13 protein-coding genes are annotated in these 15956 nt (G+C 50.4%); 6 read left to right on the forward strand and 7 right to left on the reverse strand.

What is annotated here, in order from left to right; all coding sequences use genetic code 11:
• The 6 genes from QZ303_RS00875 (at position 1) to QZ303_RS00900 (ending at position 6995) form a co-directional block, all read left to right on the forward strand.
• Complete coding sequence (locus QZ303_RS00875) at positions 1–1353, forward strand: ABC transporter permease (protein WP_295727857.1); 1353 nt, start codon at positions 1–3, stop codon at positions 1351–1353.
• Between the two features lie 167 nt (positions 1354–1520).
• Positions 1521–3017, forward strand: a complete 1497-nt coding sequence (locus QZ303_RS00880) for a 2-isopropylmalate synthase (RefSeq protein WP_295727859.1) — start codon at positions 1521–1523, stop codon at positions 3015–3017.
• Between the two features lie 23 nt (positions 3018–3040).
• Positions 3041–4435, forward strand: a complete 1395-nt coding sequence (gene leuC, locus QZ303_RS00885; RefSeq protein ID WP_295727860.1) for a 3-isopropylmalate dehydratase large subunit — start codon at positions 3041–3043, stop codon at positions 4433–4435.
• Between the two features lie 13 nt (positions 4436–4448).
• Positions 4449–5045, forward strand: a complete 597-nt coding sequence (leuD, locus tag QZ303_RS00890) for a 3-isopropylmalate dehydratase small subunit (RefSeq protein ID WP_295727861.1) — start codon at positions 4449–4451, stop codon at positions 5043–5045.
• 47 nt (positions 5046–5092) lie between these two features.
• Positions 5093–6136 (forward strand): 3-isopropylmalate dehydrogenase, encoded by a 1044-nt coding sequence (gene leuB / locus QZ303_RS00895; RefSeq protein ID WP_295727863.1) that lies wholly within the window; start codon positions 5093–5095, stop codon positions 6134–6136.
• Between the two features lie 193 nt (positions 6137–6329).
• The gene (locus QZ303_RS00900) at positions 6330–6995 is read left to right on the forward strand and encodes a hypothetical protein (protein WP_295727865.1); all 666 of its coding nucleotides are present in this window, start codon (positions 6330–6332) and stop codon (positions 6993–6995) included.
• Positions 6996–7054: 59 nt separating this feature from the next.
• Here QZ303_RS00900 and QZ303_RS00905 read toward each other — a convergent pair whose 3' ends face one another.
• Genes QZ303_RS00905 through QZ303_RS00935 form a run of 7 tightly spaced genes read right to left on the reverse strand, consistent with a single transcriptional unit; the run spans position 7055 to position 15921 of the window.
• Entirely contained in the window at positions 7055–7981 is a 927-nt protein-coding gene (locus tag QZ303_RS00905) for a glycosyltransferase family A protein (RefSeq protein ID WP_295727866.1), read from the reverse strand.
• A gap of 4 nt (positions 7982–7985) precedes the next feature.
• On the reverse strand, positions 7986–8987 hold the full coding sequence (locus QZ303_RS00910; protein WP_295727867.1) for a glycosyltransferase: 1002 nt from the start codon (positions 8985–8987) through the stop codon (positions 7986–7988).
• 33 nt (positions 8988–9020) lie between these two features.
• Positions 9021–9824 carry a glycosyltransferase family A protein gene (locus tag QZ303_RS00915; protein ID WP_295727869.1) on the reverse strand — a complete coding sequence of 268 codons (804 nt, stop codon included), beginning with the start codon at positions 9822–9824 and terminating at the stop codon, positions 9021–9023.
• A gap of 17 nt (positions 9825–9841) precedes the next feature.
• Positions 9842–10936, reverse strand: coding sequence for a TlpA disulfide reductase family protein (locus QZ303_RS00920; RefSeq protein WP_295727871.1), 1095 nt, complete (start codon positions 10934–10936; stop codon positions 9842–9844).
• Positions 10937–10993: 57 nt separating this feature from the next.
• Entirely contained in the window at positions 10994–12985 is a 1992-nt protein-coding gene (locus QZ303_RS00925; RefSeq protein WP_295727873.1) for a DUF4954 family protein, read from the reverse strand.
• Between the two features lie 51 nt (positions 12986–13036).
• Positions 13037–14293 (reverse strand): GTPase HflX, encoded by a 1257-nt coding sequence (gene hflX, locus QZ303_RS00930; protein ID WP_295727874.1) that lies wholly within the window; start codon positions 14291–14293, stop codon positions 13037–13039.
• On the reverse strand, positions 14293–15921 hold the full coding sequence (locus QZ303_RS00935) for a S41 family peptidase (RefSeq protein ID WP_295727876.1): 1629 nt from the start codon (positions 15919–15921) through the stop codon (positions 14293–14295). The genes hflX and QZ303_RS00935 overlap by 1 nt, the downstream gene beginning before the upstream one ends.
• Positions 15922–15956 lie beyond the last annotated feature (35 nt).

Genomic DNA, 15956 nt, shown 5'->3' on the forward strand with positions numbered 1-15956 from the left:
ATGAACAAGACACGTCTATGGCTCGTGCTCAGGCGCGAGTATCTATCAATAGTGGCCAAGAAATCTTTTATAGTAACCACTATCCTTGTGCCGTTCCTTATAGTATCGCTTGGCTTCGCCATGGGGCTGATGATGGTACTCAACGAAGCCGAAGGCGACCGTGTGGCCGTCATAGACCAGAGCGGACGCTATGCCTCGGCGCTGGAGAATACGAGTGAATATGTTTTCGAGTCGCCGGCCGACTACACAGTCGCCAACATGCGTGACAAATTTGAGTCTCAGGAAGATGATGACGAGGAGGGCAATGCGCCATATTATGCTATAGTGGTAATCCCTGCTTCGGTCGATTCCATCTTGCAGGTGAGTGTCTACAGTTCTTCCCCGACACGTTCCTCCCTACGTGAGGAGGTCGAGAGCCAGCTCAGCAAGGCCATAACCGATGCCCGTGTGGCTTCGTATGGCATTCCTGAACTTGACCGTATCATAAAGGAGAGCCAGGCAGAGGTTGTTGTGCGTACAAACACATGGAATGCCGATGGAGAGACGTCTGTCACTTCCGACGACCTTATGTCGGTCATAGGAATGGCCCTGGCGTTTCTTACATATATGTTCGTGCTTACCTATGGGGCCATGATCATGAGTTCTGTGGTAGAGGATAAGGTCAACCGTATAGTGGAGGTCATAGTCAGCTCATGCAAGCCTATAGAGCTTATGCTTGGCAAGATAATGGGCGTGGCGCTTGTTGGTCTTACCCAGGTCGCCATATGGGCCGTGTTGCTCGGCGTAGGGCTGCTCATATTGAGTGGCATAGGAGTGGCCGGTGCTGTAGCTGCCGGATCCGGTGCCGCCCTGGACGCAGCCTCGATGGGCCCGGATGCCGCTGCCGTCATTACTGCCGACGGTGAATTCGGAGAGATGATTCAGGCGATTCTCGGCGTCAACTGGCTGTTGCTGCTCGGTATGTTCATAGTGTACTTTATAGGTGGCTATCTGCTTTATGCCTCTCTTTTTGCTGCGTTCGGTTCCGCCGTCGACCAGCAGAGCGATGCCAATCAGTTCATGACGCCGTTGATGATGATAATAGTATTCTCTTTGTTCATCGGCCAGAGCTGCATGCAGAATCCTGACGGGACTCTTGGAGTGGTCTGCTCGATCATACCGTTTACGTCACCTATCGTCATGATGGTGCGGTTGCCTTACGAGGTGCCTGTATGGGAAATGCTCACTTCTGTGGCCATCCTTTATGGCACAGCGGCTTTCTTCACGTGGCTTTCCGCCCGCATCTACCGCAGGGGCATATTGATGTACGGACATAAGTCGACCTTTGCCGACTTGTGGCGTTGGGTAAAGTAAAAAACGGTCTTTACGGTACGACAACCATTTCAAACCGTAATTATTATATAAAATCCGATGAAATAATCTGCGTTAGCTTTGATTGTTTCATCGGATTTTGTTATTTTTGCAAAATATTACATTTGGTTTAGCTTGACTTTTATCGAAAAAGTATTTTTATTTTACCTATGAGTGATAGACTTTTCATATTCGATACCACTCTTCGCGACGGCGAGCAAGTGCCGGGCTGCCAGCTCAACACAGTCGAGAAGATCGAGGTTGCCAAAGCCCTTGAGGAGCTTGGTGTCGATGTCATAGAAGCCGGATTTCCGGTGTCGAGTCCCGGCGACTTCAATTCCGTTGTGGAAATATCCAAGGCTGTGACTTGGCCTACTATCTGTGCCTTGACCCGCGCGGTGGAAAATGACATACGTGTGGCCGCCGAGTCGCTGCAATATGCCAAGCATAAGCGTATACACACGGGCATAGGGACTTCCGATCCACACATTAAATATAAGTTCAACTCCAACCGCCAGGATATTCTTGAGCGTGCCGTTGCGGCCGTAAAGTATGCCAAGAGCTTCGTGGAGGATGTGCAATTCTATGCCGAGGATGCCGGTCGTACCGAAAATGAGTACCTTGCTCGTGTGGTTGAGGCCGTAGTCAAAGCCGGAGCTACTGTGATAAATATTCCCGACACCACAGGTTACTGCATGCCGTGGGAATTCGGGGAGAAGATTAAGTATCTTATGGAGCATGTCGACGGCATACACCGGGTGACGATTGCCACCCACTGCCACAACGACCTCGGTATGGCCACCGCCAACACCATATCCGGAATCATGGGTGGCGCACGCCAGGCCGAAGTCACCATCAACGGAATCGGAGAGCGTGCCGGCAACACCTCTCTTGAAGAGGTGGTGATGGCGTTCCGGTCACATAAGGAATTAGGTATCGACACAAATATCAATACCACCAAGATATGCGGGATAAGCCGGCTTGTATCTTCATTGATGAATATGCCGGTGCAGCCCAACAAGGCCATAGTGGGTCGCAACGCATTTGCCCACAGCTCCGGCATACATCAGGACGGCGTGCTGAAAAATCGTGAAAGTTACGAGATAATCGATCCGAAGGATGTCGGTGTCGATGAGAACTCCATTGTGCTTACCGCTCGCTCCGGGCGTGCCGCCCTAAAGCATCGTCTGCATGTGCTCGGCGTGGATCTCGACAAGGAGGCGCTCGACAAGGCTTACGACGCATTTCTTCGTCTGGCTGACAGGAAGAAGGAGATCAACGACGATGACGTGCTGATGCTCGCTGGCGAGCACCACAAGGCCAACCGCCGTATGAAGCTCGACTTCCTTCAGGTGACATCGGGCGTAGGAGTGAAGTCGGTGGCCTCGATCGGTCTCGACATCGCAGGGGAAAAGTTCGAGGCATGCGCCTCAGGCAACGGTCCTGTCGATGCCGCCATCACCGCCATCAAGCAGATAATCCACAGGAAGATGCTGGTAAAGGAATTCCTTATCCAGGCCATAAACAAAGGCTCGAACGACATAGGGAAGGTGCATATGACAGTTGAGTATGACGGTACGAGTTATTATGGTTTCTCCGCCAATACCGACATCATAGCGGCTTCTGCCGAAGCTTTCATAGACGCGATCAATAAATTCGTACATTGACCACATACGGTAGAGGAAAAATCATGCCTAAGACTCTTTTCGACAAGATATGGGACTCACATGCCGTCAACGTGATTGACGGAGGCCCCACTCAGTTATATATCGACCGTCATTATTGCCACGAGGTGACGAGCCCGCAGGCTTTCGACGGTCTGCGCCGTCGCGGGTTGAAAGTGTTCCGTCCGGGGCGCACGATATGTTCTCCAGACCATAATATACCGACACAACATCAGGATTGCCCGATTGCAGATCCCGTGTCGCGCAACCAGGTGGAAACGTTAAGGCGCAATGCCGCCGAATTCGGTATCGACATTTTCGATATCGGACATGAGCGCAACGGCATCATCCATGTGATAGGCCCTGAGAACGCTCTTACATTGCCCGGATACACCATAGTCTGCGGCGACAGCCATACCTCGACGCATGGTGCATTTGGAGCCGTGGCTTTCGGCATAGGTACCTCGGAAGTGGAGATGGTGCTTGCCTCGCAATGCATATTGCAACCAAAGCCCAAATCGATGCGCATAACGATTGACGGCAACCTGCGCCCGGGAGTAACGGCCAAGGACGTGGCCCTTTATGTCATAGCCCGAATGACTACTTCCGGTGCCACGGGCTATTTCGTGGAATATGCCGGAGAGGTGGTGCGCGATATGTCGATGGAAGAGCGTATGACGCTATGCAACCTGTCGATAGAGATGGGCGCTCGTGGAGGCATGGTCGCTCCCGACGAAACCACGTTCGCCTATCTCAAAGGACGCGACTTCGCTCCTAAGGGTGAGGCTTGGGACAAGGCCGTGGCTTATTGGCGCACGCTTCCGACCGATGCAGATGCCGTGTTTGACGCCGAGGTACGTTTTGACGCTGCCGATATCGAGCCTCGGCTGACGTTCGGTACGAACCCGGGTATGGGTATAGGCATCTCGGAGTCTGTGCCTGCCAATCCCGGAAAGAATGACGCGGAGCGTGCCGGATATACACGTTCATTGCGCTATATGGGTTTTGAAGAGGGGGAAAAATTGACCGGTACGCGTGTCGACTATATTTTTGTCGGGAGCTGTACCAACGGTCGTTTTGAGGATTTCCGTCTATTCGCCGATATGGTGAAAGGGAAGAAAAAAGCTCCGGGAGTCATCGTATGGCTTGTGCCCGGAAGCCGCAAGGTGATGGAGCAGTTGCGCCGTGCCGGAATCGACAAGACGCTCGCGGAAGCGGGCTTCGAGCTTCGGGAACCGGGGTGTTCGGCATGTCTGGCTATGAACGACGATAAGGTCGCGCCGGGTAAATTGTGTGTCTCCACTTCCAACCGCAATTTTGAAGGTAGGCAAGGCCCCGGGTCGCGTACCATACTTGCAGGGGTGCCTCTGGCAGCCGCTGCGGCTCTGACCGGATATATCACGGATCCACGGACAATATAAAAAGCGTATTGAAATGGACGAGAAGATAACAGTTATAACTTCCACGGCTGTGCCTCTGCCGGTGGAGAATGTAGATACCGACCAGATTATTCCGGCACGTTTCCTTAAGGCCACATCGCGTGAAGGATTCGGCGACAATCTGTTTCGCGACTGGCGCTTCGACAAGGAAGGGAACAAGGTCGAAAGTTTCGTTCTGAACGACCCGCGCTACTCGGGATGCATACTTATTGCCGGGAAGAATTTCGGCAGTGGATCGTCGCGTGAGCATGCCGCCTGGGCAATTCACGATTATGGTTTCCGGGTGGTGGTGTCGAGCTTTTTCGCCGATATCCACAAGAACAATGAATTAAATAATTTCGTTCTCCCGGTAGTGGTGAGCGAGGATTTCCTTCGTGAGCTTTTCAACACGGTACATGCCGATCCCAAAGCTGAATTGCGGGTGGATTTGCCGCAGCAGACCATCACTAACCTGTCGACGGGCCGGTGGGAGCATTTTGATATTAATCCGTACAAGAAGCATTGCCTGCTCAACGGCCTTGACGACATATCCTATCTGCTTTCCCGCAAGAGTGATACCGAGAAGTATGAGCGTGATGCCGACCATTATTAAGTCATCTAAAAGATTGTTTAAAACAGTCACTAAATAATTTCGAGCCTATGAATTTTAAGATAGCCGTATTGCCCGGTGACGGCATTGGCCCCGAGATATCCGCACAAGGTGTACTTGTGATGAAGAAAACGTGTGAGCGCTTCGGCCATACCGTAGAGTTCGCCTATGGCCTTGTGGGCGCTAATGCGATAGACAATGTCGGTGATCCTTTCCCGGAGCAGACCTATAAGCTGTGTCGCGACAGCGACGCAGTGCTTTTTTCCGCGGTAGGCGATCCCAGGTATGACAATGACCCCGATGCGAAGGTGCGTCCCGAACAGGGTCTCCTGGCCATGCGCAAGAAACTCGGACTCTTTGCCAACATCAGGCCGGTGAATACCTTTCCGAGCCTTCTCGACAAGTCGCCTCTACGGGCTGACATAATCCGTGGCGCGGACTTCGTTTGCATACGCGAGCTTACCGGCGGCATGTATTTCGGCAAGAAGCATGAGGGGGACGACGAGGCGTGGGACACCAACTTCTACACCCGCCATGAGGTGGAGCGCATACTGCGTGTCGGATATGAATATGCCCGCAAACGTCGCCGTCATCTCACTGTAGTCGACAAGGCCAACGTTCTTGCATCGTCGCGCTTATGGCGCAAGATTGCTAAAGAGATGGCTACCGAATATCCCGATGTGGAAACCGATTTCATGTATGTAGACAATGCGGCCATGCGTATGATACAGGATCCGTGTTTCTTCGATGTGATGGTGACAGAGAACACTTTCGGTGATATCCTTACCGATGAAGGCTCTGTAATCTCCGGCTCGATGGGATTGCTCCCGTCAGCGTCTACCGGAGAATCCACACCTGTGTTCGAGCCTATTCACGGATCATGGCCCCAGGCCAAGGGACTTGGTATTGCCAACCCTGTGGCTCAGATCCTTTCAGTGGCGATGCTGTTCGAGTATTTCGATCTGAAGGAGGAAGGTGCCGCCATACGTTCGGCTGTTCAGGCATCGCTTGATAAAGGTATCACGACTCCGGATCTTTCGACTCCCGGCTATAAGACTTATGAAGTGGGGCAGTGGATTGCCGACCGGATATGATTGGAACATAAGATGTTGTTAAAAACAACCACCTCTAAACGATATATTTGGCATTATAGGCCTATTCGTTGGGCTTTATGTCAACGGATATAACTATTTTGCTTTTGCATACGTTATAATAACGAAGCCATTCTGACCGATGTGCCGGAATGGCTTCGATATTAAAAAAGACACTCTAAATTCAAGTAGAGAAATGATGAAACGTATTGCATTCGCGGCACTCGCACTATCGATGGCAGCTGGCGCTTCGGCTCAGTATTATGAACTCGCCAACCAGCTTCCGCAACTGTTGCGTCCGGCTCTTTCGGGTTCGTGGCAGTATAAGGGATTCGTCGATGCCTCCGCGCTGGCCGGGATAGGGAGCAGCCGGGCCAACATTTTGAGCGTGTCTACATCACAGGGATTTCAGTACACCTCATGGTTTTATATGGGTGTCGGATTGGGTGTGGATGTGGCATTCTCGAACTACGACGGGTCGTTGTCGCGTTCCGATGTGCCGGGGTATTGGGAGCACGGTGCCAATAAGACCGGAGCGATGTTGCCATTGTTCACAGACTTCCGTTTCACGTTTGGTGGAGCACAGAATGCATTGTCGGCTTATTTCGACTTGCGTATTGGTGCTACATTCCTTTTGGGCAACAATTATCTGGAGTTTGACAACGGTTATCTGTCAAACAACGGCCAGTTCTATCTGAGACCGTCGCTTGGCATGCGTTTCCCGGTAAACTCCTCCAACTCAAAGCAGGCTGTCGACCTTGGCATCACATACCAGTTGATCACATCGGCCAACAACTATACATGGACCGGACGTACGATGACACTGAACGCTCTCGGCCTGACAATCGCCTACGAATGGTAGTTTAAAGGATGTTTTTAAACTACCTCAAATAGCTGACAGGGCAGACTCGTTGCGGCACTCTATATGAACGGTCGGAGCAGATAGTGTATGCCCCGGCCTCCGTGGCGTGTGTAGGCATATGCCGCATGCAACAGCATGCGTTGACGTGCCGAAAGTGTGCGCCTCATCACTTCATCATACAGGCGCGAGGCTTCCGGACTTTTTTCGCGGGCATAAAGGGCTGCAAGGACAATTCTCCGTAGTTCGAGCCAACGTAATTCCCGCATGAGTCCGTGGCGGCGGAGGGTGGCCTCGCAGCAATCGATGGCGTGCTCCCATTTGGCGGCTCCTGAGGAATAGTCGGTGCCGGTGATTGATTTGGTTTGCTCTACGACGAGCACTGTAGGATCGCCCTGTAGTTTCACGGTGCGTGGATTCATGGCGGCGAGACGCATGCCTGTCTCGTAGTCGTTCCATCCCATTACGCTTGCATCCCAAGAGCCGGCATGTCGGAAAAAATCTGTGCGCACTGCATAGCGTTGTGTGGCGAATATGGCATTGAACATGTTGCGGAACATCAAATCGCGGTCGGCGAATACTCTCCTTGATTCCGTTCCGTCAAGTTGCCTGACAGCCACGTCCCAGCCTATTATGTCGGCATCGGGGAAATCATTGATGGCTTTTATTATCCTGTTGAGATGTCCCTCGAGCATTAGGTCGTCGGAGTCGAAAAACATCACCCAGGGAGAGTCCACCTCGCGTAGTCCCCTGTTGCGCGCTGCGGCAGCTCCCGGCATGGTCTCTTGCAACACGGTGACGCAGCCGCCTTTGGCGTTACGTGCGTCGGCCCATTCCTTCAGCACGTTAAAGCTGCCGTCGCTGCTGTTGTTGTCGACCAATATCATGGGACACATCAATCCTTGTCGCTCAAGCGACTCCAATGTCGCCCCGACAATCCTTTCCCGGTCATGTACCGGAATAACCACCGTCAGTACCGATTCCATCATAACTCTAAATTCGATTATTCAACGTATTGAATATATGCCATAAGAGAGAGTTGCATGTGAGAATGATGGCAAGCCTTGTTTTCAATTTTATGGGAAATTTATAGGATGATATAAGTTTAATACATTTATTACGACGTTTTTTATCAAAAGAATGAATTGCCTGCATTAAGATATAGTGTAACGAAGTAGTATAGTAGTTTTTAAGTTCGGATTGATTTATATTTAATGCAGTTGCGATGTAGTGGTTATGTAGAATTGCACCGTAATAGAAGTCAAAAGTTTTGCTATAATTCTCTGCTGAAGATAAGGTTTTTCCTCCGATACTATAGTGCATTGTTACTTCTGGAATGAATGCTGCATCTCCTGAGGCGAGTAGGGCACAGATAGCAGAAACATCTTCACAGGTCCATTCCGTTGATACAAAGAATGTCTGATCTTTACGATAACGCTCCAACAAACAAGATTTACGAAACATGTAAGTGCATGAGTGTACTAAGACCGGGGCTTTCCTTTGTAGATATGCTTTTAAAAGGATTCGACCGTTTATCCGTGGTTGTTGGTATTCAGTTTTATCAAAAGCTTTGTCTTGTGGAGTTAATTCCTTAGATATTACATTTTCATACATCCAATTGGTATGTACTATTGATACCAATGGTTCATTTTTGAGAATGTCGTATTGCTTTTGTAGTTTTGTATCAGTAACCCAGTAATCGTCTCCGGCACAATCCGCTACATATTCTCCCCTACATGCTATTATACAGTCATAATAGTTTCTTACGACACCTTTATTATGGTCATTATGAATAAATTTGATTATATCGGGATATTTGTGGTAATATTCCATGCAGATTTTCGGAGTATTGTCGTTTGATGCGTCATCACCGATAACTATCTCGAACTTAAAATCGCATTTCTGCATCAGTATCGAATCCAAAGTTCTTCTAATTGTAGATTCTTGGTTATAAGTTAATACTATAATAGATACTTTTGGGATTATTGATTCCATTCGTCTATCCATGAACTTAGCAGACTCTGAAAATTAGTTAGATTTAACCTGTAGGCGAAGTGCTTTGAATGCGCCTTTTATCCAATTTGCAATATAATTGTATCTTGGAATGTTTTTTTCTCTAACGGCATGGGCAAGCATGCGTAAAGGCCAAGATAAAGGGTGGATATAAATAAAGACAGCTCCTTTTGTCTGGATATAACAAGGATTATATTGGTTTCTTTCTGATGTTGTTTCTCCGGCATTATGCGTGCAAATCGTGTGGGGGAAATATATTGCTCTTAGATTGAGTTTCTTGCAGTCATTAAGAAATATATCTTCCTCGCCCGCAATGAATGTACCACTACCACATCCAAAATATTTGTTGAATTTCAAACTCGACAGATAGTTTCCATTGCGAATGCCTATCTCAATAGATGAAACATAGTATCCTTTCGGTGGATTCCAAAGGTTGAATGAACTGTCAGGATAGTTCTTTCCGCAAAATGCGGAATTATAGCGGAATGCAATTATGTCATAATCGGGATTGGCTTCGAAAGTATCGATGACGCTTTTAAGTTGCGGAACAGTATAATCTACATCGTCATCACTGACAAGGAGGATTGGAGCCGTGGCTTTCGACAGCAGATAATTCCGGTTCTTAGACAAGCCTTTTGTTGCATGAGGAAATATCTTGAAATCCGGGCGTTTTAGTTCTTCCGGTATGGCGCAGTCGTTATCGCCGGTCTGCCATCCGATAAGATATTCCACTTCCGGTACAGACGGATGCAGAGATTTGGCCGTCCTCTTGATTCCGTCTGCATCGTAAGTGCATATCATTACTTGAAGTTTGACCATTGCGCCTGACGCGATATTTAGAAGCGGGGTGAGAGGATGGTGGGGAGAGTGGAGGGGTCGAGGACGCGGTCGGCTATCTGGCCGTCGGCGATGATGAAGGTGGTTGGAAGCGACTGCACGTTGTAGTTCAGCAGTGTCTGGGCATCTTGTGTAGAGGGATGGTAGACCGTGAGCCACGGGAGGTTATTGGCCGATTTCTTCCATTGGAATTCGTCGTCGTCGAAAGCAACCTGATATATCTCAAGGCCTCGGTCGTGGTAGCGACGGTAGGCATCGGCGAGAAGGGCATTGTAGGCCGTGGAACCTTCGGCGGTATAGGCCGTGAAGCTCAGAAGCACAACTTTGTTGCCGTTGACGGCATCAGACAGTGTGAGCGTGTCGCCCTTCTGGTTCGTGAGGGCGATATCAAAGTAGGCAAGTTCGGTAGCATGTATGGTGTCGGCGGGAGTACCTGCCGACGGATTCATGGCAACGCGGTTTGCGAGATACAATTGTTTGAGGTAGGATGTGCGAGGATCATCGGGGCGCTGCTGCGTATAGGCGTTGGCCACCGCACCTATCACGCGGTTGTCGGAGCGCACGGAGGGGTTGAACAGATATTGTCCGTTGATCTGCTTGGAAATGATGTAGTATGATACTATTCCGGCAGGATCGGCAAGGATGGTCTGGGCGAGTTCGCGCTTAAGAACCGAGTCGGTGAGTGCTTTCTGAGCGCCTTTCGCGGTTACGGCTTCTCTGAGCCGTCGGTCGACATCCATCATTGCTTGTGCTCCCGGTGTTCCCTCAATCGTATAGGAGGAGTCAAATGCGCTGTCGGAAGCGGTTATGTTGATTGTCTCGATGCTGTCGACCGGAAAATATATGCTGCGGCCTCCTAAAGTCAGACGGTACACGTCGGGGCGGCCGAGTGCGGGGTGCGAGTAGTCGAAACGTCCGTTCTTTCCTGTGGTTATGGTATCGAGAGTATACCAGCGTCCGTTGTCGGATGCCTGTACAAGAATCTCCTTGTCGGCTCCCCCTTCGAGAACGCCTTTCACATGCCATTCATTGTTGCTGCATGCTGCAGCAATGAGTAGGAGAGATGCGCCGGTGGCGATAGATAGATGTTTCATATCTTTATATGGTGGAAAAGTAATGTTATTATATGTACTTTTTATTGAATTGAGCTGTCAGTTCTCGTCAAGGCTGAATGTGCGTCGCAGTGTGGTTGTCACCTGATGCGCATCAAGGAGAGCCTGCACATAGTGATTGTGCATTGACATTATCTGAGAGTTGCTTTCCGGATTAAATGTAGTATCGTCGATTTTCAGGCCCTGCCATTCTCCGGGAAGCTCAGACTCGTTATCGTTAGAGAGTTGTTGTGAGAAATCGCGCAAGGCATCCTCGCGTCTCATCTGGTCGAGTGCACGTACGGAGTCGGTCCAGCGATTGATGACAGAAATGAGAATTTCAGGGGTTATGTCCTTGATGTCGACTGAATAGCAGTTACGGAAGTTCTCGCATACAAAAGCCCATGCATAGTGGTCGTATTGAGAACCTTCGTAGTTGAGCCGTTCGGCAAGTTGCTCTACAGAGGAGATGCGTCCGTCGATTATAGAGTTGAATATGTCGGTGATTTTTTCTTCCGGCATGATAAGTGATACCACATCGGCCCAATCGCCTGAGGTTTCCACCGGTTCTTCCCGTAATTGTTCCCATAACGGGCTGTTGGCATCCAACGACGTGTGGAGCAGTTTGTTGACTATTGTCTCACCCATAAAATAGTCGATGGCGAGAGCGTAGTATTCGCGGCCTTTCCTTATATATTCCCGTTTTATCCTGAAATTATGGCGGCGTGGATAATCATAGTTGTCATCAGCTTCTATTTTCTCGAGCACACGTAGTGCACGATAGAGCACGAGCGCCGTTACCGGACTGAGTGATACGGTATTCACGTAGTCAAGTTTCGGAATGTCGTGACTACGTTTGTCACGTATGCGCCATTTGAGTATGTCGCGTATGGTGCCGGCGGTCTTTACGTTCGCGCCGGGATATATCAGTGTCTCTCCGTTGGGTTGGCCGATTGCATAGGAGTAGGGGAGTGCGGAGGTGTCTGGGTGACGGCTATGTTTGCCCAGTACGAGGGTGAAGTCTCCGAATCGTGCGGGCCATATGATATAGCTGTTGCTGCCGGTCTTGCATCCATGTTCGAGAATACCATGATGTATAGGCCCGGTGCGGTACAGGTGGTTGCTCTGGTTGGAGTTGGAGCCGGCGTTGAAGAAGGCGTAATATCCGGCTATAAGCAGTGTCGATTTGTGGTGTGACACACAGTGCGGGCCGGCATATATGCTGCATGATTCGCCGCATTCCATGTGGCAGTTGGCGAAGAACACGGAATCGTGTGCCGTGAAGCCGTTGCGCAACTGGCATGCTTGTCCAACGAAAGAGTTATGGACGAGCACGGAGTTGTCGACTACGGCCTCCGAGGAGATTATGAAATTTTCGGCGATTACGTTGCATCCTACTGTGGCTCTGAATCCTACCGTGCCGTTTATGAGCGCGGATGCCCCGCTTATCGTGGCACGGTTGAGTATGCGTACATTCTGTATGCGGGTTGTGTCGGTTATCGTGACATATGCTCCGATTTCTCCTCGGTCGGCTGAATGCTCTTCGGCGTAACGCCTTATCATGGCGTGGAGCGCTTCGATCAGCTGTCGGTTGTCGGCATATATTGTCTGTAGGAATGAGATTTGTGCTGAAAGCTTGTCGTAGATGAGATTTGTCCTGCTGCCGGTCTCTTCCATCACATTTACTTTCACGCCGTTGCCGAATGCAGTGCGTCCGTTGCAGATGATAGAGCCGACGTTGGAGATACATGTGTTGGCCCCTATCAGGTAATTTACGATGCATTCTCGGACATGGCTTATGCGCACGTTGTCGCCTATCTCGCAGTCGCGCAGTGTGGCACCGTAGATGCCGGTGGGGAAGTCGAGTCCTCCTACTCCGCGTAAAGTCCCTTCTGTGATTCCGAGTCGTATGTCACCCATGAACACGCAATCGTGATAGTTGTCGGGCCGGAATGGATCGGCAACCTTGACGCGTACCCATTCGTTGCTGTGGCATCCGTTCTGTCGCAACTGTGTGATTTCGTCAATAGTAAGTTCGCGAAAATTAGCCATTGTAAGTTGTCTGAAATGATTGGTCTAAACTCTCTGTATGTAAATATGTTATTATTTATCGACAGCTGCTGAGTCATCGTCAGCAGAGGCGTCGATGTCATCATAGGTCTGATATAGGAAATCGTTGTAAGGAAACCTTTGGGTGTGGACTTCCTTGGCCATCTCATAAAGTTTCTGGCGCAACTCCTCTATATTGGTCTGCTCCTTGGCCGAGATAAACACGCAGTTGTCCGAGAGGCGTCCCATCCATGAGGTCTTAAGCTCGTCGAGCGACATATTGGCCTTGGTGCGGGGAGTAAGGTCGTCATCATCCTTCGGGGTGTATGTGAACGCATCCACCTTATTGAACACCACGATCATCTTCTTGTCGTTGTCTTTGCCGCAGATGTCGGCGAGAGTGCGGTTTACCACTTCAATCTGTTCCTCGAACTGAGGATGGCTTATATCTACCACGTGGACGAGAATATCGGCATCTCTGACCTCGTCGAGGGTTGACTTGAATGAATTGACAAGATGGGTCGGGAGCTTGCGTATGAATCCGACAGTGTCTGTCAGCAGGAAGGGGAGGTTGTCGATTATGACCTTTCGGACGGTAGTGTCGAGTGTTGCGAAAAGCTTGTTTTCGGCGAACACATCACTCTTGCTAAGCAGATTCATTAGTGTGGATTTGCCGACGTTGGTGTAGCCGACAAGGGCCACACGTGTGAGCTTCCCCCTGTTCTTGCGCTGTATCGACTTCTGAGAGTCTATTTTAGCCAATTCGGCTTTCAGCCTTGATATCTTGTCGAGGATGATGCGGCGGTCCGTCTCAATCTGTGTCTCGCCTGGACCTCTCATGCCTATGCCACCTCGCTGGCGCTCGAGGTGTGTCCACATTCGTGTAAGTCGTGGCAGCAGATACTGGTATTGGGCCAGTTCCACCTGGGTCTTGGCGTTTGCTGTCTGCGCCCTCTTTGCGAATATGTCGAGGATTAGGCTGGTGCGGTCGAGTATCTTCACCTTCAGCTCACGTTCGAGGTTGGCGACCTGCTTGGTGGTAAGGTCATCGTCGAATATCACGAGGCCTATCTCGTTGTCCTCGACATATTGGCGTATTTCCTCCAGCTTTCCTTTGCCTACGAATGTGCGCGGATTTGGGTAGTCCACACGCTGGAGAAACCGTTTCTCTGTGACGGCTCCGGCGGTGTCGGCCAGGAATGCGAGTTCATCAAGATATTCGTTGGCTTTTGCCTCCGGCTGTTGAGGAGTGATAAGCCCTACGAGAACGGTACGCTCCGACGAAGGAGCCGATATGATTTCTTCTTTCATTATTTGTCATTGTTGTTTGTGTCACCATTGATCAGCCGTTCATATTCTCGTGGAGAGTTGATCAGCCTGAGACCTTCGGTGAATGTCGGGTTGTGCATATTGGCTATGCGGTAGTATGAGCCTGAATCATAAAGGTCTCTGGCAAGAAGGGCTTTCACTACCATCGCGATATATTCTCGGCTTTTCTCGTATTCTTCGGGTTTCATTGCCACTCCGTCAGCCTCGGCGTTGTCGGACAATGACTTCAGCATCTCGTCGGTCACCTTGAAACGGTCGGCAAAAGCCTTTTCGGTAGGATATTCCTTCAATAGAGAGGCGCGGTGGCTGTCGATATAACCGATTGTATATCGCACAATCAAGCCCTTTGCCATCAAATCGCGGTAATATGGTGTGAACCATGCGGTATCGAGGGGCACAGCCACGTCGGGCATGATGCCGCCACCGCCATAGACAGTGCGCTGGCGTTTCAGTGTGGTGAATCTCAGGCTGTCCGGCATTACCTTCCTGAGGCTGTCCGGGTGCATCAGCTCCCCGGAGTCGAACCGGTTCTTTATGTCGAGGGCATAGTCATCGAGGTCTCCTTTCACATATGGCTTCTGTATGCATCTTCCCGACGGAGTGTAATATTTGGCTACTGTCAGGCGTATCATCGATCCGTCGGGGAATGGGAATGGACGTTGCACGAGTCCCTTACCGAATGTGCGCCTTCCTACTACGGCACCACGGTCATGGTCCTGAATGGCCCCGGAAAGGATCTCGCTTGCCGATGCCGAATACTGGTCTACGAGCACTACCACGCGTCCGTCGCGGAAATCGCCGTCGCGAGGTGCGCGATAGGAGTGGCTTGGTGTGTTAGGACCGTCGGTATAGACGATAAGGTCGCCTTTTCCAAGAAAGTGGGCGGCAATTTCCTGGGCGGCATTGAGGTAACCTCCGCCATTTCCCTGTAGGTCTATGATCAGGTTCTTCATGCCCTCTTTTTTGAGTTTACCAAGTGCTTCGGCAAACTCTTTTGGGGTCTGTTCGGCAAAACGTGAGATGCGTATGTAGCCTGTGGTCGGGTCAGCCATATAGCTTGCATCCACGCTGTAGATAGGTATGTCGGCACGTGTGATGGCGAAGTCGATAAGGTCGGGCACGTTGTGGCGAAGCACCTTTACGTTGACGCGTGATCCTTTTGGTCCGCGCAGACGACGCATCACGTCGGAATTCTTCATTTTCACTCCGGCTATTATGGTGTCGTCGACTTCGATTATGCGGTCGCCGGGCAGTATGCCGACGCGCTCCGACGGCCCACCGGAGATGGTCGAGATCACGTAGAGTGTGTCGGAGGCCATGTTGAAGGATATACCGACACCTGAGAAGTTTCCATTGAGGGGCTCGTTGAGTTCCTTGGTCTCTTCAGGGGTGGAATAGGCTGAATGCGGGTCGAGAGTCTTTAGCATGGCACGTATGGCTTCCTCGACTATCGTGTCCTGGTCTACCGGCTCTACATAATAATGGGCGATTAGTTCCTCTGCAATCTGGAGTTTACGGTTGGGCGGAAGAGAACCCATTTGGGCTGATGCCTGTATCGTTGATACGGTCAGCACGGCAGCCGACAATATGGTGTGAAAAAAGTGTCTCATCAATAGGTTTTCAGTTGAATCGTAGATTGTAAATA

Origin of the sequence: uncultured Muribaculum sp., from assembly GCF_910583865.1 — a bacterium.
Lineage (GTDB): Bacteria > Bacteroidota > Bacteroidia > Bacteroidales > Muribaculaceae > Muribaculum.

Excerpts from the sequence above, each read along its gene's own strand:
- QZ303_RS00875 (WP_295727857.1), top strand. The coding sequence starts at position 1 with ATGAACAAGACACGTCTATGGCTCGTGCTCAGGCGCGAGTATCTATCA.
- QZ303_RS00880 (WP_295727859.1), top strand. The coding sequence starts at position 1,521 with ATGAGTGATAGACTTTTCATATTCGATACCACTCTTCGCGACGGCGAG.
- leuC (WP_295727860.1), top strand. The coding sequence starts at position 3,041 with ATGCCTAAGACTCTTTTCGACAAGATATGGGACTCACATGCCGTCAAC.
- leuD (WP_295727861.1), top strand. The coding sequence starts at position 4,449 with ATGGACGAGAAGATAACAGTTATAACTTCCACGGCTGTGCCTCTGCCG.
- leuB (WP_295727863.1), top strand. The coding sequence starts at position 5,093 with ATGAATTTTAAGATAGCCGTATTGCCCGGTGACGGCATTGGCCCCGAG.
- QZ303_RS00900 (WP_295727865.1), top strand. The coding sequence starts at position 6,330 with ATGATGAAACGTATTGCATTCGCGGCACTCGCACTATCGATGGCAGCT.
- QZ303_RS00905 (WP_295727866.1), bottom strand. The coding sequence starts at position 7,981 with ATGATGGAATCGGTACTGACGGTGGTTATTCCGGTACATGACCGGGAA.
- QZ303_RS00910 (WP_295727867.1), bottom strand. The coding sequence starts at position 8,987 with ATGGAATCAATAATCCCAAAAGTATCTATTATAGTATTAACTTATAAC.
- QZ303_RS00915 (WP_295727869.1), bottom strand. The coding sequence starts at position 9,824 with ATGGTCAAACTTCAAGTAATGATATGCACTTACGATGCAGACGGAATC.
- QZ303_RS00920 (WP_295727871.1), bottom strand. The coding sequence starts at position 10,936 with ATGAAACATCTATCTATCGCCACCGGCGCATCTCTCCTACTCATTGCT.
- QZ303_RS00925 (WP_295727873.1), bottom strand. The coding sequence starts at position 12,985 with ATGGCTAATTTTCGCGAACTTACTATTGACGAAATCACACAGTTGCGA.
- hflX (WP_295727874.1), bottom strand. The coding sequence starts at position 14,293 with ATGAAAGAAGAAATCATATCGGCTCCTTCGTCGGAGCGTACCGTTCTC.
- QZ303_RS00935 (WP_295727876.1), bottom strand. The coding sequence starts at position 15,921 with ATGAGACACTTTTTTCACACCATATTGTCGGCTGCCGTGCTGACCGTA.